Raw genomic sequence first — 18,764 nt, forward strand, 5'->3', positions numbered from 1 at the left:
TTGGGCCTTAAGTATATGGATGTCATGTAATGCTAAAAACCACGATTATCGGAGCCAGCGGCTACACCGGCGCAGAGTTGGCTTTAATGGTCAACAAACACCCTGAACTCAAGCTATCAGGTTTATACGTTTCCGCCAATAGCGTAGATGCAGGAAAGAATATTGCTCAATTGCACGGCAAGTTAGCGGGTGTGATTGATATGCCAGTTTCGCCACTGACTGACCCTGAGCAAGTTGCTCAAGCGTCAGATGTGGTCTTTCTGGCTACAGCACATGAAGTGAGCCACGACTTAGCCCCAATTTTCTTAGAGGCGGGCTGTCAGGTATTCGATTTATCCGGTACATTCCGTGTGAAAAGCGAAGGCTTCTACGACACCTTTTATGGCTTCGAACATCAATATAACAACTGGCTAGATAAAGCAGCATACGGCTTAGCAGAGTGGAACCAAGAATCAATAAAAAACACTCCTTTGATTGCAGTGGCAGGTTGCTACCCGACCGCTTCACAGCTTGCAATCAAACCTTTATTAGAACACGCATTACTGGATACCAACCAATGGCCTGTGATTAACGCAACCAGTGGTGTATCAGGTGCAGGGCGTAAAGCGTCCATGGTTAATAGCTTCTGCGAAGTGAGCTTGCAACCTTACGGTGTCTTTAACCATCGTCACCAACCAGAGATTGCTCAGCATTTGGGTTGCGATGTGATTTTTACTCCACACCTAGGTAACTTTAAGCGCGGCATTCTTGCCACTATCACGATGAAGTTGGCGCAAGGCGTCACGGAAGCACAGGTGGCGAAAGCGTTTGAACAAGCTTACCAAGGCAAGCCAGCGGTTCGCCTTAAAGGTGATGGTATTCCACGTATTCAGGATGTCGAAAATACCCCTTTCTGTGATATCGGATGGAAGGTACAAGGCGAACACATCATTGTGATTTCGGCGATCGACAACCTACTTAAAGGTGCATCGAGTCAAGCGATGCAATGTCTCAATATTCATTACGGTTACCCAGAACTGACAGCGTTGCTGTAGTCGTTGAAAGAGGGAAATGCGATGACGCAAACCAATCAAGCTCCTTTAGTCATTAAGCTCGGTGGTGCAGCTCTATCTTGCACTCAAACCTTAAGCCAACTGTTTGGCGCCATTGCGGCTTACCAAAAGTCGGCACAGCGACAAATCGCCATCGTTCATGGCGGTGGCTACCTAGTTGATGAGTTGATGGCAAAGCTTCAGCTTGAAACCGTAAAGAAAAACGGTCTTCGCGTGACGCCTTATGAGCAGATTCCTGTGATTGCAGGCGCGCTTGCAGGCACAGCAAACAAATTGCTTCAAGGTCAAGCGATTGCGGATGGTCTGAATGCAGTGGGTCTTAGTCTCGCCGATGGTGGGTTATGTCATGTTGAAGAACTTGACCCAGAGCTAGGCGCTGTAGGCAAAGCATCACCAGGTGATTCAACCATTTTACAAGCGGTGCTAAACGCAGGTGCACTGCCGATCATCAGTTCAATTGGTCTGACTGAAAAAGGCCAGATGATGAATGTGAATGCTGACCAAGCCGCGGTTGCTGTGGCCGGTGCATTGGATGCGGAGTTAGTGCTTCTGTCTGATGTGAGCGGTGTACTCGATGGCAAAGGGCATTTGATCAAAACGCTATCTGAGCAAGAAGCGGATGCGTTGATCCAAGGGCAAGTGATCACCGACGGCATGATCGTCAAAGTTAAAGCCGCTTTGGAGGCCGCCAATGATCTTGGCCGTCCTATTGAAGTCGCGACATGGCGTTACCCAGAGAAACTGACCCAGCTATTCGCGGGTGAAAGTATCGGAACGCAGTTTCTGCCGCAATAGAGCAGAAGCAAACCAGTTAAAGAATTGAACATTAGGAAGTGGTTGGCACTGACCGCCGAGAGCAGCGCCAGTTAAGTTTGGAGAAAAAACATGAGCAAAGTGAACGTAAATAAAGTGGTAGTCGCATACTCAGGCGGTCTAGATACTTCAGTAATCATCCCGTGGCTAAAAGAGAACTACGACTGTGAAGTGGTGGCTTTCGTTGCCGATGTTGGTCAAGGTGCCGAGGAGCTAGAAGGTATTGAAGCGAAAGCAAAAGCTTCTGGTGCTTCTGAGTGCTATATCGCTGACCTGAAAGAAGAAATGGTTGCAGACTACATTTACCCGACTCTAAAAACGGGTGCTTACTACGAAGGTAAATACCTGCTAGGTACGTCAATGGCGCGTCCAATCATTGCCAAAGCGCAGGTTGAAGTCGCACGTAAAGTTGGCGCAGACGCTCTGTGTCATGGCTGTACCGGTAAAGGTAACGACCAAGTTCGTTTTGAAGGTGCATTTGCAGCGCTAGCACCAGATCTGCATGTTATTGCGCCTTGGCGTGAGTGGGATCTAGTGAGCCGTGAAGAATGTCTGGATTACCTAGCAGAGCGCAATATCCCTTGTACGGCTTCTCTTACTAAGATCTACTCGCGTGATGCGAACGCATGGCACATTTCTACTGAAGGTGGCGTTCTAGAAGATACATGGAATGCACCAAATGAAGATTGCTGGGCTTGGACTGTAGATCCAGAGCAAGCACCGAATGAAGCTGAAACCGTGACGCTGAAAGTTGCGAAAGGTGAAGTTGTTGAGGTAGACGGCGAAGCGATGACACCATACAACGCGTTGGTTTACCTAAACGAAAAAGGTGCGAAGCACGGTGTTGGTCGTATTGATATTGTCGAAAACCGTCTAGTGGGTATGAAGTCTCGTGGTTGCTACGAAACTCCGGGTGGCACCATCATGATGGAAGCGCTGCGTGCGGTAGAGCAACTGGTGCTAGACAAAGCGTCATTTGAATTCCGCGAGGAGCTTGGTCTGAAAGCATCACACCTTGTTTATGATGGTCGTTGGTTCACGCCGCTATGTAAGTCTATCCTTGCGGCTTCTGAAGAGCTCGCGCAAGACGTGAATGGCGAAGTGGTTGTGAAGCTTTACAAAGGCCACGCAACGGTCACGCAAAAACGTTCGGATAACAGTTTGTACTCTGAAGAGTTTGCTACTTTTGGTGAAGATGAAGTTTATGACCAAAGCCATGCTGAAGGCTTTATCCGCCTTTACTCGCTATCAAGCCGTATTCGTGCGTTGAACAGCCAGAAAAAATAAGCCAATTTAACGCCTTATAAGATAAGAGACCTGCCACTATTGGCAGGTCTTTTTCGTTTTTGCTGACCTCATTGGCATAAAGACAAAATAATCATGAATAAATATGTAAAAATATTGAATTTCTACTTTATTTTTATCCGTGATTATCGTAACGTTGAGACATAAGAAAAAGTGAGCAAATGACCACCGATTTGGTCAACACTTAATGAAGAACACGTTAGCGTAAGCAATAGTCATCAGGAGAGACGCAATGGCATTATGGGGCGGAAGATTTACCCAAGCGGCAGACACCAGATTTAAAGACTTCAACGATTCATTGCGTTTCGATTACCGATTGGCTGAGCAAGACATCGTAGGCTCAATTGCGTGGTCTAAAGCATTGCTTTCTGTTGACGTGTTATCTGCAGAAGAACAACAAAAGCTTGAGCTGGCACTGAATGAGCTCAAGCTGGAAGTGATGGAAGACCCACATCAAATCTTGCGCTCAGATGCGGAAGATATCCACTCTTGGGTAGAGCAGCAACTGATCAACAAGGTCGGTGACCTAGGTAAAAAGCTACACACGGGCCGTTCTCGTAACGACCAAGTGGCAACCGACCTTAAACTTTGGTGTCGTCAACAAGGTCAGCAATTGTTAATTGCGCTTGATCGCCTGCAAACTCAGATGGTTGGCGTTGCCAAGCAACATCAAGGTACCGTGCTTCCTGGGTACACTCACTTGCAACGTGCTCAACCTGTGACGTTTGCGCACTGGTGTTTGGCTTACGTGGAAATGTTTGAGCGTGATTACTCACGTTTGAGTGATGCCCTTAAGCGTTTGGATACTTGTCCGCTTGGATCGGGTGCGCTTGCTGGTACCGCTTATCCAATCGATCGTGAAGAGTTGGCTCATAACCTTGGTTTCCACCGTGCAACACGTAACTCGTTGGACTCGGTTTCTGACCGTGACCATGTGATGGAGTTGATGTCTGTGGCATCTATCTCGATGCTGCACCTGTCTCGTTTGGCAGAAGACATGATCTTCTACAACTCGGGTGAGTCTAACTTTATTGAACTAGCCGATACCGTGACGTCAGGTTCTTCTCTGATGCCACAGAAGAAAAACCCAGATGCCCTAGAGCTTATTCGTGGTAAGACTGGCCGTGTATATGGTGCACTTGCTGGCATGATGATGACAGTGAAAGCGCTGCCACTGGCTTACAACAAAGACATGCAGGAAGACAAAGAAGGCCTGTTCGATGCACTTGATACATGGAACGACTGCATGGAAATGGCAGCACTGTGTTTTGATGGCATCAAGGTCAATGGTGAGCGTACGTTAGAAGCCGCGAAGCAAGGTTACGCAAACTCGACTGAGCTTGCTGATTACCTAGTAGCGAAAGGTATCCCATTCCGTGAAGCGCACCATATCGTTGGCGTTGCCGTCGTTGGTGCGATTGCCAAAGGATGTGCACTAGAAGAGCTGTCGATTGATGAGCTGAAAGCTTTCTCTGAAGTGATTGAAGCGGATGTGTATGACATCTTAACCATCGACTCGTGTCTTGAGAAACGTTGTGCACTAGGTGGTGTGTCTCCTCAACAAGTGGCTTACGCTGTTGACCAAGCAGACAAGCGTCTGTCTCAACGCGATACATCAGCAGTCAACGTTCGCCCTGCTCGCTTAACGGACATCGAAACGTTAGAAGGCATGGTGGCATACTGGGCAAACATGGGTGAAAACTTACCACGCTCACGCAATGAGTTGGTACGTGATATTGGCTCCTTCGCGGTTGCCGAGCACCACGGAGAAGTAACCGGATGTGCATCTTTGTATGTCTATGACTCAGGGTTGGCAGAGATTCGCTCTCTAGGTATTGAAGCTGGTTGGCAAGGCCAAGGGCAGGGCAGTGCGATTGTGAACTATCTGGTTGAGAAAGCGCGCCAAATGGCCATCAAGAAAGTCTTTGTGCTGACACGTACGCCAGAGTTCTTTATGAAGCAGAGCTTCTTGCCAACGTCGAAGTCATTGTTGCCTGAGAAAGTCCTGAAAGATTGCGATCAGTGTCCGCGTCAGCATGCGTGTGATGAAGTTGCACTAGAGATCAACTTGTTCGAACAATTGATCCAGAAAAGTAACGTAGCCTAGGTTGATGATTCTATTAGTATTTAAGAAAATACTAAAAAAATTGGAAAAAAACTTGGAACCTTTGAGAGGAAGCCCAGTCTATTAAAGTACCACTGCTTTTTCTTAGAAGAATCTAAGAGAGCCCCAAGACCGGTATTGGTTTTGGGGCTTTTTTCTATCTATCATCTGAGTGATGATCATCCTTACTTTCTTTTCCACGACGGCGTTGCCACGGCAAAACCACAAAGCGCATCCATAGGTGCAAAAACAGTAAGCCGTTAAATGCAAATCCGGCAAAGATCAGTGCGATCGATTCAATACTTTGCGGATCATCTTTAAACGCAAACCACCACACGATCCAACACAAAACAGAAAGTACCGTCAGTTGATCCATGCATCGTTGGCAACGTCCGATCTTTTTCCAAAACCAGTGCTCTTGGCAACTTCGACAAGCCATTGTTCTATCCACACTATCTATTTGTCCCTGATTATAACGGCTAACTCATGTTTGAGTTTCTCTTTGTCAGGATTCTATGTCGTGTCTATCGAACCAAAAATGGAAAATTAACTTGGTTAAAAATGTGTAGCACGTAATTGGTGTATGGTGCGCTGTCAGCCTGACAATAGGAAAAATTATAATGTCGACAGAACTTAAAGTAGCACTAGGCCTTGCTGGTGGTTTCTTCACAATTGGTTTTACTGCCATTGTGCTTGTAAGCCGTTATGCAATGATGACTGCTTAAACAACCACTTTGCTCAGTTTTGAACTGATAGAGTTGGAATGAGAAAGCCTCGTCATAGACGAGGCTTTTGTTTTTTGTGAGAAGCTAAAGAGAGTGAGTATTAGCAGCCAGGTCCGCAATCTAGGCAGTGCTTAATTGTCTCTGGACCTAAGTGAAGTTTCGCATTCAGGTCACGTAGCGCAGTACGAACGCCTTCTTCAATAACAGGGTGGTAAAACGGCATATCCAACATTTCAGAAACCGTCATTTTATTCTGATGTGCCCAAGCAAGTAGGTGGGCTAAGTGCTCGGCGTTTGGCCCCATCATTTCTGCACCCAAGAAGCGACCTGTACCTTGTTCACCGTAGACGTGCAGAATGCCTTTGTTTCGGAGCATCACGCGTGAACGTCCTTGATTTTCAAACGATACTTGACCGGTTGCAAAGCAGCCGCAGCTACCTAGACGAGCTTCCAACTGCTTAAAGGTTTCGCCTACCATTGCAATCTGCGGGTCTGAGAACACAGCAGAGATTGGTGAGCGACGTAGACCCGCACGAATATCTGGGAAACGGCCTGCGTTGTCACCAGCAATACGACCTTGGTCTGCCGCTTCGTGCAGCAATGGAATTTGGTTACTTGCATCACCTGCGATGAAGATGCTCTCTACCGAAGTTTGCAATGTATAGTGATCCGCCGTTGGTACGCCGCGCTCATCTAGTGCCACATTGGTGTTTTCAATCGCGAGTTTATCCACATTCGGGCGACGACCGGTTGCTGCCAATACGTAATCGACAATAAAGGTTTCTAGTTCACCATCGTGGTTGATGAATTGGATTTCGACTTTATCTTCACCGTCATTTTCTGGCGAAGTAATACGCTTCATGCTTTCGACTTTTACATCGGCATCAAGGTAAAACTCTTCTTTGAAGGCTTTATCGGCGTACGCCATCACTTCAGGATCGGTCAATGGCCCTACTTGACCACCAAGACCAAATAGCTTCACATTTACACCTAAACGGTGCAACGCTTGACCCAATTCAAGACCAATCACACCAGGGCCAAATACGGCAACGGATTCTGGCAAGTCATCCCAATCGAACACATCATCGTTAATCACTAAGCGGTCGCCGAGTTCATTCCATACCGCAGGGTAAGCAGGACGCGAACCTGTTGCGATCACAATACGCTTAGCTGTGATTTGAGTGTGGTCATCAACGATTAACGTGTTGTCGTTGGCAAACTTAGCGTAACCCGACACTTTATCTTCAGCAGGAATCTCATCGACGCCTTCCAACACAAAGCCTACAAAGCGATCACGTTCACGCTTTACTCGATCCATTACTTCACGACCGTTAATGTAAATCTCGCCTTGTGGGTGTACACCAAAGCCCGGTGCTTTCTCGATTTGATGTACGCTTTCTGCTGCGGCGATTAATAGCTTCGATGGCATGCATCCGACACGAGCACATGTCGTGCCGTAAGGGCCACCTTCAATCATCACAACACTGTCTGTATGTGCTTTTGCTGCGCGGTATGCGCCAAGACCTGCAGTACCACCACCAATAATTGCTACGTCGACATTTAACTGTTTCATAATGGATTCTCGTTTTTCCCAAACCTAGTTGAAGTGACTAAGTCTGGATGAGTGAATTTGAGTTCATTAATCTTGATAACTGGTCGAACGGTGAAGACGACCAGTTATCAAGACTAAGCATAGGAAGTGATTGAGAGGGATGGTCTCCCGGGCGAGGGATGCTCCGGGAGACCTAGGGCTGAGTTCTGGACAGCGAGATTGCCAACCCAAGCCCATTAGGCAAACTATTAACCTAGGTACGCTTCTAGCTCTTCGCTACCACCGATGTGTTTACCACCGATAAATACTTGAGGTACCGTTGTGCGACCAGAGATTGCACGTAGACTTACTGTTGTTGCGTCTTTACCCAGAATCACTTCTTCATATTGAAGACCGTGGTCAATCAGATTTTGTTTCGCCTTCATGCAGAAAGGACAACCTGGTTTGGTGAACACAGTGATAGATTCTTGAGTTTTGTACTCAGGTGCTACGTAGTTCATCATTGTGTCTGCATCTGAAACTTTGAACGGGTCGCCTGGCTCGTTTGGTTCGATGAACATTTTCTCAACCACGCCGTTTTTAACTAGCATGCTGTAACGCCATGAACGCTTGCCAAAACCGATGTCGTTTTTGTCCACTAGCATGCCCATACCGTCTGTGAACTCACCGTTACCATCTGGGATGAAGGTAATGTTTTCTGCTTCTTGGTCAGCTTTCCATGCGTTCATTACAAACGTATCGTTAACTGATACACATAGAATTTCATCCACACCGTGTTCTTTAAATACTGAGAACAATTCGTTGTAACGAGGTAGGTGGCTTGATGAACACGTCGGAGTAAACGCACCTGGCAAGCTGAATACGATAACCGTTCTGTCTTTAAACAGTTCTTCCGTGGTTACGTTCACCCATGCGTCACCTTTACGAGTCGGAAAAGTAACTTGTGGTACAGCTTGACCTTCTTTTGATGCAAACATGATGATTTCCTTTTTAAATTTATGAAATAATTCGTTTTCGAGCTTAGCGTTATTTGGCGCTCAGTTTCGTTTTGTTGAGCTCATTATTGAAAAAAAACTTTGATAGCTCTAATCGTTTAATGCTATGGTTTTGATAGATTATTTCTATCGCCAAACAAGAAGCGAATCGTACGTTATGAATATCCGAGATTTTGAGTACTTGGTGGCGCTTGCGGAGCACAAGCATTTTCGAAAAGCAGCGGAAGCCTGTTTTGTCAGCCAACCGACTTTAAGTGGCCAAATTCGTAAACTAGAAGACGAATTAGGTACGGCATTGCTGGAGCGCAGCAGTCGTCGTGTTTTGTTTACCGATTCAGGTTTGCAATTGGTGGAGCAAGCAAAACGTATCTTAAGTGAAGTGAAAACCTTTAAAGATATGGCGAGTGGTCAAAGTGGTGCTATGACTGGCCCGATGCACATCGGCTTTATTCCGACTGTTGGTCCTTATCTCTTACCTAAAATCGTTCCTCGACTAAAAGAAGAGTTTCCTGAATTGGAACTGTTTTTACATGAGGCGCAGACCCATCAGTTGGTTCGTCAGCTAGAAGAGGGCAAACTGGATTGCCTAGTATTAGCTTCAGTGGATGAGACGGCTCCATTTAAAGAGATTGAAGTCTACAACGAACCATTGAGCGTGGCGGTTCCTTGCGACCATGAGTGGGCTGGGCTAGATCATATCGATATGTTGGATCTTAATGGCCGAACAGTTTTGGCTCTGGGTGATGGTCACTGCTTACGAGACCAAGCACTTGGATTCTGTTTTGCGGCAGGTGCGAAAGATGATGAGCGTTTTAAAGCAACGAGCTTAGAAACGCTGCGCAACATGGTGGCAGCGGGCGCGGGTATTACTTTGTTACCTCAGTTGTCCGTACCTCATGAGAAGAAAAAAGACGGCGTGTGTTACGTTCCTGCAATTAACCCAACGCCTTCTCGCAGTATCGTACTGGTTTATCGTCCGGGGTCACCATTACGTACCCGCTTTGAAACATTGGCCGCAATGATCAAAGGTGTACTTGAGGCTAGAGAAGACTCTATCGCTGCTTGATAGCCTAAAAGCCAAATAAACAAAAGGGAGCTCAATGGCTCCCTTTTTAGTCTCTCAATGATGAGGTTAGAACAGCTCTTCTGAACCGCTGCCACCACCTGAGTAGATGCTATCTTCAAGGCTGTTACCTACGTACTCCGTAGGCTCAGTTCCCTTCTCGAAGTACTCAAACATCGATGAACCGTCGACTTTGTGTGTCAGTAGGCCGCTATCACGGTCGATACGAACACGTACGATGTCACCAGGGATGTTCTTACCTTGTTGTGGAGTACCTTCAAGAGCAACGCGCATGAAGTCAATCCACGCAGGCTCAGCCGTTTTAGCACCAGATTCAGCGCCAGAGATCTGGCCTTTACCTAGGTTGCTATTTACTGTTGTGCGGCCTAGTGTACGAGAGTGATCATCGAAGCCAACCCATGCAATCGCAACGATGCCAGGGCCGTAACCGTTGTACCAAGTGTCTTTCGAATCGTTGGTTGTACCGGTTTTGCCACCAATGTCACGACGCTCAAGCTTTTGTGCACGCCAGCCAGTACCATTCCAGCCTGTACCATCACGCCAGCTACCGCCACCCCAGATGTTGCTGTACATCATTTCACGCATCAGGAATGCGTTTTGCGCTGAGATAACTTGCTTCGCGTATTGCGGTGTGTCGTTTTCAAGTGCGTTGTCTGGAGCGATGTTCTCTGTCGCGACGTCTTGCTCGCCAAATTCAGCGGCAAACTTATCTTCTGCAGGAACATGTTGTTCCATTTGAGGACAATCTTGTTGGCAGATGACTTTCGGGTTTGCCTTAAACAACACTTCACCAAACGAGTCTTCAACATGGTCAATGTAGAACGGTTCTACATAGTAACCGCCATTCGCAAACACCGAGTAGCCTTGCGCCACTTTCATTGGCGTTAAGCTACCAGCACCAAGCGCGATAGTTTCTGAGCGTGGCACTTGGTCAATATCAAAGCCAAAGCGAGTTAGGTATTCGCGGGTTTCGTCTAAGCCAACTTCACGTAGCGTACGAACCGCCATAACGTTCTTAGATTGTGCAAGACCGATACGTAGGCGGGTAGGGCCGATGTAAGTCGGTGGCGAGTTCTTCGGACGCCATGCTGAACCAGAACCAGCATCCCACTTGTTGATTGGCGCATCGTTAACAAGTGAAGCGAGCGTTAAACCTTTGTTTAGTGCTGCAGAGTAGATGAAAGGTTTGATACTTGAACCTACCTGACGCACAGACATGGTCGCACGGTTAAACTTGCTGTGAACGAAGTTGAAACCACCAACCAGAGAAAGTACTGCACCGTTTTCTGGGTTCATTGCCACAAATGCAGTGTTGGCACTTGGTACTTGGCTTAGCTTCCAGCTGTTAACGGTGTTGCCTTCTTTATCGGTTGTGCTGATTTCACGAACCCATACTTGTTGACCTGATTCTAAAATCTGTTTTGCTGATTTAGGCACCGCACCTTGACGTTCATCCGTTAGGTATTTGCGAGCCCAGTTCATGCCAGTCCAAGCGATGGTTTGCTCATCGTTGTTCTTCACCCAAACTTGCGCAGTTTTGTCGTCAACTTTAGTCACGACTGCTGGGTAAAGTTGGCCGTAAGTTGGCTGCTTCTTAAGGTGTTTTTCAATTTGCTCGGTATCCCAAGCGTTTTCACCTTCTTTCCAAAGTACTTTTTCTGCACCTCGGTAACCGTGACGTTCATCGTAAGCAAGGATGTTATTGATCGCTGCTTTGTTTGCTGCGTCTTGCAGCTTTGAATCTACCGTCATGTAGATGTTCAAGCCAGAGGTGTATGCTTTTTCTGTGCCGTACTCTTTCACTGCCCATGAACGTGCTAGCTCAGCCACGTATGGTGCAGAAAGCTCGATTTCAGCACTGTGGTAACGAGCAACAATAGGTTCAGCACGCGCTTCGTCATATTGCTCTTGAGTGATGTATTTCTCATCGAGCATACGCATCAGAACGACATTACGACGGTTTGTCGCACGCTCTAGTGAATAGAGTGGGTTCATGGTTGATGGTGCTTTTGGCATACCAGCAAGCGTTGCGATTTCACTTAGCGTCAGTTCGTTCAGGCTCTTACCAAAGTAAACCTGAGCGGCTGCACCGAAACCATATGAGCGGTAACCAAGGAAGATCTTGTTAACGTAAAGCTCCATGATCTCTTGCTTAGTCAAAAGCTGTTCAATGTGGATCGCAATAAAGATCTCTTTGATTTTACGCATGATCTTCTTCTCATTGGAGAGGAAGAAGTTACGTGCTAGCTGCTGAGTGATGGTACTCGCACCTTGCTTAGCAGAACCGGATAGAGCCACGACGACAGCGGCACGAGTAATACCGATCGGGTCGATACCAGGGTGCTCGTAAAAGCGGCTATCTTCGGTCGCAATCAGCGCGTGAATCAAATCTTGTGGAATTTCGTCGTAGGTAACAGGAATTCGGCGTTTCTCACCAAACTGTGCGATCAGTTTCCCGTCTTGACTAAATACCTGCATAGGTGTTTGTAATTCAACATCTTTTAGAGTTGCAACATCTGGCAATTCAGGCTTCACGTATTGATAGAAGCCAAAAATTGTGGTGACTCCAAGAATTATGCAAATCAATGTTAAAAATAATAAACGCTTTATGAACTTCACCGGAGAATCCCTGATTGGTTGAGGCTGTGTAACGGCAAACCCTTGTACTCTTAGGTCAAAAATTTAGCACATAAGAGATATTAACTCTTATTTGGATGCTAATAACAACCTTTGCACGAAGAAAATTCTCTGGGTGCTATTTACAACCACACGCAGGAATTTCGGAGCGAGAGTAGAGATGGATAAGCTATTAGTTACGGGCATAGATATTGGCCATAACAGCCTCAAAGCCGTGGTACTTAAACCCAATGGCAACAGTTACGCTTTATTGGGTTACAAAGAAATAATACTTAAGGAACGTATTGTCGCTGAAAATAACACCATAAATCATCAAGAAATTGTAAAGACCCTTAAAGAGATGAGAAAAGAGCTCCCAATTCGAGCTAGAAAGGTCGCAATTTCGGTTCCAGACAATGCCGTGATCAGCAAAAAGCTACAAATAGAGCAGAACCTAGAAGAAAGCGAAAAGGAATTTGCGGTGATGCAAGCCTTTGCGCATCAGTCTCCCTTTCCGGTTGAAGAGCTCAGCCTCGATTTTGTAAAGGTTGATACGGATGAGCAGATGGGCGGTACAGACAGCTACCAAGTGTTTGCAACACGCAGAGAAGTGGTGGAAAGCCGAGTCGATACATTAACAAAGTCTGGCCTAAAAACCGTGCTGGTGGATGTGCACTCACAAAGTCTTGGTCATATATGGAAGCTAACCGCAGAACGTTTTCCAGAAAAGAATAAGCATTGCTTGTTGGATATTGGTGCGATGAGCAGCTCTTTCACTATGTTTACCGAGCAAGGTGAGCTATTCCATAAAGAGTTTCCTTGCGGTACTCGCACAACAAACGACTTGTCTCAACACGATCCACTCAGTGACGATATTCAAACCGCAACTGAAGAGTTCAATCGACAAATGGTTGAACGAGTTAAGCGTCAGATGCAGCTCTATACCTCGTTCAATGGTAGCCAAGATATCAAAGGCATTTGGCTTTCCGGAGAGGGGGCGGCTACGCCAATGTTAGCTGAGGAACTATCAAGTCAATTGGCACTAGAGTGTGAACTTCTCAATCCTCTTAGTTTGTTTGAAATGAAAGTCTCTAAACGTAAACGCCGAGCTGCAGATTGGCAGCATTTCACGGCAGCTGCAGGTTTGGCGGTACGCGGTATTCAGTGGTTGGGAGGTGACGATGTTGCATCACATTAACCTCCTCGCTTGGCGTGAAAATCAACGTGAAGAACATCGTCGACGTTTTATTGGTTTGATTGTTCTTGGTGTGATTGCTGCGCTTGGCGTGCAGTGGGGTATCGGTAAGTACTACCAATACCAACAAGACCAGCAGCAACAGCGCCTAGACTATTTAGCTCACTACATATCTCAGCTTGATAAGCGAATTGAAGCAATGAAGATTGCTGAGCAAGAGCACGGCAAGATCTTAGAGCGTTTAAAGATCGTCGAAGGGTTACAAAACGGGCGCAATAAAACTACAGAGTTCATGAACTTGATGCCATCAGTGATTCCTGAAGGCGTGTATGTCGACAAGATTAAGATGAATGACTACGAAATCGAGATCTCAGGAATTTCAGACAGTACGCCGCGTCTCGCGACGATGCTCGATAACATGGAGCGTTCAGCAAAATTGTTAGACGTCGAGATGCACTCCATTGTCCATGGTAAAGCCCGTTTCGGTAAAGAGTTCCAGACTTTCAAAGTCTCCTTCATGTTTAAAGGTGCCTCTATAAAAGAAGGAGGTAAACAGCATGGTTAATTGGCAAGACCTTGAAATGGATGAAATCGCTGAATGGCCGCTGGTGCCGCAGTTAGTGGTTCTCTTAATGCTCGTGTTGTTGATTCAAGGTTTCGGTTACTGGTTCTATTTAAAGCCAGAGCAAGCGCGTTTGGACAATTTGATTCAAGAAGAGCAAACCTTAAAAGTTGCGCTGAGAATCAAGGCCAATAAAGTGGCGGCTTTGCCTCAATTGCAATCACAACTCGATGAGCTCACCACACGCTACGAACTGCTACTGCAACAGCTACCTGCGCAAAAAGAGTTGGCCACCATGCTGGCTTCGGTGAATGAACTGGGCATCGATAACAAACTGACATTTACCCGCATTGATTGGGGGGAGAAACAGTCAGAGCATTTTCTCTATCGTCTGCCGCTGAATATTGAGCTCACTGGAGACTTTCATGATATCGGCCGTTTCTCTCAAGCCATCGCCACATTGCCGCGCATCATCACGTTTAAAGACGTGACTTGGCAACGAGTGAGTCAAGAAAGTGAAACTTTGCACTTCCGTGTAAAAGCGAATACCTACCAGTTCAAACCAGAGGAAAAGAAAGATGCGAAATAAATCTTTGCTGATGGTTTGTATTGCAGCGACGCTAGCGGGTTGCCAAGCCAATGATGAATCACTGACAGACTTTATTCGTGGTGTAGAAAACCAAGCGCGGCGTGACGTCGCTAAATTACAGCCCGTTGAAGACTATGTTGTCATCGGTTATGAGCCAGAGATTCTACGTGCGCCTTTTGAGCTCCCTAAAGAAGCCACCATCGCCACTCAACCTTTAGCCAGACAAGATTGTTGGCAACCGCCATCAAGAAAGCGGGTAGGTAAGTTAGAACGCTTTCCTCTCAATAAACTGCGCTTAAAAGGTGTCATGGGGATGGGGAGCAATGTTTCTGGTTTGGTCCAAGCGCCAAATGGCACCGTTTATAAGGTGAAGCCGGGTCAGTACCTTGGTCGTAACAATGGCAAGGTGACCCACGTATCCCACAACTATCTGTTAATTAATGAAACCTTACCCGACGGTTTAGGGTGTTGGCAAAAGCGCAAAGTTAAGTTGGCTTTGAGATAGGCATAGCAGCATTTATTTTTGATATTGAGTAATGATGAAAATGAGACAAGGATTAACACTGACACCAAGGAAGCTAGCAGGGATCTTCTCTTTGTGGTTCTTTTTACTTTTAGCCCCTTTTGTAGCAGCACAGGAAGTAAAGTCTAACTCGCTAAAGACCATCGACTTTCGCACAAACAAAGACAAAGATGCAGTGATAGTTGTAGAACTTGCTTCTCCTGCAGCAATCGTTGATATCAAGCGCGTACAGGAAGGGTTGAGTATCGACTTACTCAACACATCTGTAAAAGACGACCAGCTTTACCTTCTGGATGTAAAAGACTTTTCTACGGTCGTCGAGAGTATTGAAATATTCCGAGATACCTCAACCACACGTTTAGTTGCGTATATTGATGAGGAATACACTCACGATTACCGCCTGACAGGGCGTTACCTAGAGATCAAAGTCGGTAAGATAAAAGCCAACGAAAAAGCACCGGATAAGAGCATTCTAGAAAAAGAAGGGAAGCTGATTTCAATTAACTTCCAAGACATCCCAGTGCGAAACGTATTGCAACTCATCGCCGACTACAACCAATTTAACTTAGTGGTATCCGACTCCGTTGAAGGCAACTTAACTTTGCGTCTTGATGGTGTGCCTTGGCAGCAAGTGCTCGATATCATTCTTCAAGTAAAAGGCTTGGATAAGCGTGTTGATGGCAACGTGATTTTGGTGGCGCCGAAAGACGAACTGGATCTGCGTGAAAAGCAACAATTAGAAAAACAGAAACTTGAGCAGGAGATGGGTGAGCTTTCTTCTGAGATCATCAAAGTTAATTTCGCTAAAGCGTCGGACATTGCCGAGATGATTAATGGCGAGGGTAATATCAGTATGCTCTCGGAACGTGGCAGCATGACCATTGATGAGCGGACAAACTCACTCTTAATTAGAGAGCTACCAGAGAACATTGAGGTTATCCGAGAGATCATTGAGTCTTTGGATATTCCGGTCAAACAAGTTCAGATTGAAGCGCGAATCGTCACCATCAATGAAGGTAATATGGACGAACTTGGTGTGCGCTGGGGCTTCACCTCTATTAACGGCAGCCACACTGTCGGTGGTTCGATTGAGAATAACCTTGCGACAATCGGCCTGTACGATGGCGGCGGTGATGGCGAAGGTGATGATGGTGGCAGCAGTGTTGGTATTGATGACTTCCTAAACGTGAACTTGGCTGCAACCAGCCCGAATGCGACCAGTCTTGCTTTCCAAGTTGCGAAGTTAGGCTCAGACACACTGCTTGATTTAGAGCTTTCTGCGCTGCAACAAGAGTCCAAAGCAGAGATCATTTCGAGCCCGCGATTGATTACCACTAACAAGAAGCCTGCTTATATCGAGCAAGGTACCGAAATCCCATACCTTGAGTCTTCTTCTAGTGGCGCAACGTCTGTCACGTTCAAAAAAGCCGTATTGAGCTTAAAAGTGACCCCACAAATTACCCCTGACAATCGTTTAGTGTTGGATTTGAGCGTTACGCAAGACAGACCGGGCCAAGTTGTAAAAACAGGCACAGGTGAAGCAGTCGCGATCGATACTCAACGCATTGGAACACAAGTTTTAGTCAATAACGGTGAAACGGTTGTGTTGGGTGGTATTTTTCAACATAGCATCACAAACTCCGTCGATAAGGTACCTTTATTAGGTGATTTACCGCTGTTAGGGGCACTTTTTCGTCGAAGTTATGAAAATGTCGGCAAAAGTGAACTGTTGATTTTTGTCACGCCTAAAGTTGTGATTCAGTAGGCGCTCAGTGAGTAAAAAATCGATTAGATCAAAAATAAAGTTGCATTAGTGGCACCATGCTTGGATAATTTCGGGTCTTATCACGAATTATCTGTGAGGAATTGGTGCCACAAGCCTTGTGAAACAGCAGTTTGGCTGTGTTTTCTTGTGGCGATCTTATTGAATTAACGTTGTAAATTACCGCTAAATATGGCTGAGAAACGTAATATTTTCCTTGTTGGCCCAATGGGCGCCGGCAAAAGTACAATTGGTAGACATCTAGCACAGCAGCTGCATATGGAGTTCGTGGACTCTGATACAGTGATTGAAGAACGCACTGGTGCAGACATCTCTTGGGTTTTTGATGTAGAAGGTGAAGACGGCTTCCGCAAACGCGAAGAAGCAGTGCTTGAAGACCTGACTCAAGAGCAAGGCATCGTGCTAGCAACCGGCGGTGGTTCTGTGAAGAGCAAAGAAAACCGCAATCGCCTTTCTGCACGTGGTGTTGTTGTTTACCTAGAAACGACTATTGAAAAGCAACTTGCTCGCACTAACCGCGACAAGAAGCGTCCTCTACTTCAAACTGACAACCCTCGTGAAGTATTGGAAAGTTTGGCAGGCGAACGTAACCCTCTATACGAAGAAGTAGCGGATTACACGGTTCGTACTGACGATCAGAGTGCAAAAGTGGTAGCCAACCAGATCGTAAAAATGCTAGAAGAGAGATAAGCATTTATCTTTTTCAAATTGGAGCACACCGATGGAACGGATTACGGTCAATCTAGCAGAGCGTAGCTACCCAATCTCAATTGGCGCCGGGTTATTTGAAGACCCGGCGTACCTTTCTCAAATTCTTTCAAACAAAAACGCAAATCAGAAAGTTGTCGTGATCAGTAATGTCACGGTTGCTCCACTGTATGCGGAAAAAATTCTTGGTCAGCTTGAACAGCTCGGTTGTGATGCCTCATTACTTGAATTGCCTGATGGTGAGCAATACAAAAGCCTAGACACGTTTAATCAAGTCATGAACTTCCTGCTAGAAGGAAGCTACGCACGTGATGTAGTGATTATTGCGTTAGGTGGCGGTGTTATTGGCGATCTCGTTGGGTTTGCGTCTGCATGTTACCAACGTGGTGTGGATTTCATCCAGATCCCAACCACATTGTTGTCTCAAGTGGATTCATCTGTTGGTGGTAAAACCGCAGTTAACCACCCACTAGGCAAAAACATGATTGGTGCTTTCTACCAACCTAAAGCCGTTATCATTGATACCAACTGCTTATCAACGCTTCCTGAGCGCGAGTTCGCAGCGGGCATTGCCGAAGTCATCAAATACGGCATTATTTACGATGCGGATTTCTTTGATTGGCTGGAAGAGAACCTCGACCGACTGTACGCACTGGATGAAGAAGCACTGACTTATGCCATCGCACGTTGCTGTGAAATCAAAGCAGAAGTTGTGGCTCTTGATGAAAAAGAGTCAGGCATACGAGCGCTGTTGAATCTGGGTCATACCTTCGGTCATGCGATTGAGGCTGAGCTAGGTTATGGCAATTGGCTTCACGGTGAAGCGGTGTCATCTGGCACAGTGATGGCGGCGAAAGCTTCGCACTTACGCGGATTGATTTCGCAAGAGCAGCTGGATCGCATTATTACTATTATGCGCCGCGCTAAACTGCCAGTGCATACGCCAGAGTCGATGAGTTTTGATGACTTTATGACGCACATGATGCGTGATAAGAAAGTCTTATCTGGTCAGCTGCGCTTAGTATTGCCTACCGGAATTGGTAGCGCTGAAGTCATTGCGGATACACCGCAAGATATCATCAAACAAGCTATCGACTTTGGTCGTGACATTTAACCTTGTAATGGCGCCTTAGGGCGTCATTCTTGTAGTTTATTAAG

The 18,764-nt window shown here is 46.3% G+C and carries 16 protein-coding genes; 12 read left to right on the forward strand and 4 right to left on the reverse strand.

Annotation, left to right across the window (positions count from 1 at the left end; translation table 11 throughout):
• Nucleotides 1–29 precede the first annotated feature (29 nt).
• The 4 genes from argC (at nt 30) to argH (ending at nt 5,277) form a co-directional block, all read left to right on the forward strand.
• A complete protein-coding gene (gene argC / locus ACLIIY_RS17225) occupies nt 30–1,034 on the forward strand; it encodes an N-acetyl-gamma-glutamyl-phosphate reductase (RefSeq protein ID WP_434527947.1) in 1,005 nt (334 codons plus the stop codon).
• 21 nt (nt 1,035–1,055) lie between these two features.
• Nucleotides 1,056–1,847 (forward strand): acetylglutamate kinase, encoded by a 792-nt coding sequence (gene argB, locus ACLIIY_RS17230; protein ID WP_334423379.1) that lies wholly within the window; start codon nt 1,056–1,058, stop codon nt 1,845–1,847.
• A gap of 90 nt (nt 1,848–1,937) precedes the next feature.
• On the forward strand, nt 1,938–3,152 hold the full coding sequence (locus tag ACLIIY_RS17235; RefSeq protein ID WP_009705512.1) for an argininosuccinate synthase: 1,215 nt from the start codon (nt 1,938–1,940) through the stop codon (nt 3,150–3,152).
• Between the two features lie 250 nt (nt 3,153–3,402).
• On the forward strand, nt 3,403–5,277 hold the full coding sequence (gene argH, locus ACLIIY_RS17240) for an argininosuccinate lyase (RefSeq protein WP_005438408.1): 1,875 nt from the start codon (nt 3,403–3,405) through the stop codon (nt 5,275–5,277).
• A gap of 154 nt (nt 5,278–5,431) precedes the next feature.
• Here argH and ACLIIY_RS17245 read toward each other — a convergent pair whose 3' ends face one another.
• The 3 genes from ACLIIY_RS17245 to ACLIIY_RS17255 all read right to left on the reverse strand — a co-directional run bounded on the left by ACLIIY_RS17245 (nt 5,432) and on the right by ACLIIY_RS17255 (nt 8,528).
• Nucleotides 5,432–5,713: a DUF3624 domain-containing protein gene (locus ACLIIY_RS17245; RefSeq protein WP_027726698.1), complete on the reverse strand. Its 282-nt coding sequence runs from the start codon at nt 5,711–5,713 to the stop codon at nt 5,432–5,434.
• A 386-nt stretch (nt 5,714–6,099) separates the two neighbouring features.
• The gene (locus tag ACLIIY_RS17250; RefSeq protein ID WP_434527948.1) at nt 6,100–7,572 is read right to left on the reverse strand and encodes a dihydrolipoyl dehydrogenase; all 1,473 of its coding nucleotides are present in this window, start codon (nt 7,570–7,572) and stop codon (nt 6,100–6,102) included.
• Nucleotides 7,573–7,799: 227 nt separating this feature from the next.
• The gene (locus tag ACLIIY_RS17255; protein ID WP_005438421.1) at nt 7,800–8,528 is read right to left on the reverse strand and encodes a redoxin family protein; all 729 of its coding nucleotides are present in this window, start codon (nt 8,526–8,528) and stop codon (nt 7,800–7,802) included.
• Nucleotides 8,529–8,703: 175 nt separating this feature from the next.
• Between ACLIIY_RS17255 and oxyR the strand changes: the two genes are divergently transcribed.
• The gene (gene oxyR, locus ACLIIY_RS17260; RefSeq protein WP_033005806.1) at nt 8,704–9,612 is read left to right on the forward strand and encodes a DNA-binding transcriptional regulator OxyR; all 909 of its coding nucleotides are present in this window, start codon (nt 8,704–8,706) and stop codon (nt 9,610–9,612) included.
• 66 nt (nt 9,613–9,678) lie between these two features.
• On the opposite strand, the gene ACLIIY_RS17265 is transcribed toward oxyR, so the two are convergent.
• The gene (locus ACLIIY_RS17265; RefSeq protein ID WP_199483047.1) at nt 9,679–12,249 is read right to left on the reverse strand and encodes a penicillin-binding protein 1A; all 2,571 of its coding nucleotides are present in this window, start codon (nt 12,247–12,249) and stop codon (nt 9,679–9,681) included.
• A gap of 178 nt (nt 12,250–12,427) precedes the next feature.
• Here ACLIIY_RS17265 and pilM point away from each other — a divergent pair, with 178 nt between their 5' ends.
• The 7 genes from pilM to aroB all read left to right on the forward strand — a co-directional run bounded on the left by pilM (nt 12,428) and on the right by aroB (nt 18,720).
• On the forward strand, nt 12,428–13,444 hold the full coding sequence (gene pilM / locus ACLIIY_RS17270) for a type IV pilus assembly protein PilM (RefSeq protein WP_434527949.1): 1,017 nt from the start codon (nt 12,428–12,430) through the stop codon (nt 13,442–13,444).
• Nucleotides 13,428–14,006 carry a PilN domain-containing protein gene (locus ACLIIY_RS17275; RefSeq protein WP_054824716.1) on the forward strand — a complete coding sequence of 193 codons (579 nt, stop codon included), beginning with the start codon at nt 13,428–13,430 and terminating at the stop codon, nt 14,004–14,006. Before pilM ends, ACLIIY_RS17275 begins: the two co-directional genes overlap by 17 nt.
• Complete coding sequence (locus tag ACLIIY_RS17280) at nt 13,999–14,592, forward strand: type 4a pilus biogenesis protein PilO (RefSeq protein WP_009705519.1); 594 nt, start codon at nt 13,999–14,001, stop codon at nt 14,590–14,592. Before ACLIIY_RS17275 ends, ACLIIY_RS17280 begins: the two co-directional genes overlap by 8 nt.
• Nucleotides 14,582–15,097 (forward strand): pilus assembly protein PilP, encoded by a 516-nt coding sequence (locus tag ACLIIY_RS17285; RefSeq protein WP_132700024.1) that lies wholly within the window; start codon nt 14,582–14,584, stop codon nt 15,095–15,097. Before ACLIIY_RS17280 ends, ACLIIY_RS17285 begins: the two co-directional genes overlap by 11 nt.
• A 34-nt stretch (nt 15,098–15,131) precedes the next feature.
• Nucleotides 15,132–16,880 (forward strand): type IV pilus secretin PilQ, encoded by a 1,749-nt coding sequence (locus ACLIIY_RS17290; RefSeq protein ID WP_199435956.1) that lies wholly within the window; start codon nt 15,132–15,134, stop codon nt 16,878–16,880.
• A 189-nt stretch (nt 16,881–17,069) separates the two neighbouring features.
• A complete protein-coding gene (aroK, locus tag ACLIIY_RS17295; protein WP_005438434.1) occupies nt 17,070–17,588 on the forward strand; it encodes a shikimate kinase AroK in 519 nt (172 codons plus the stop codon).
• A 31-nt stretch (nt 17,589–17,619) separates the two neighbouring features.
• Nucleotides 17,620–18,720 (forward strand): 3-dehydroquinate synthase, encoded by a 1,101-nt coding sequence (gene aroB, locus ACLIIY_RS17300; RefSeq protein ID WP_005438436.1) that lies wholly within the window; start codon nt 17,620–17,622, stop codon nt 18,718–18,720.
• Nucleotides 18,721–18,764 lie beyond the last annotated feature (44 nt).

Origin of the sequence: Vibrio sp. K4 (assembly GCF_051122595.1) — a bacterium.
Taxonomy (GTDB): domain Bacteria; phylum Pseudomonadota; class Gammaproteobacteria; order Enterobacterales; family Vibrionaceae; genus Vibrio; species Vibrio owensii.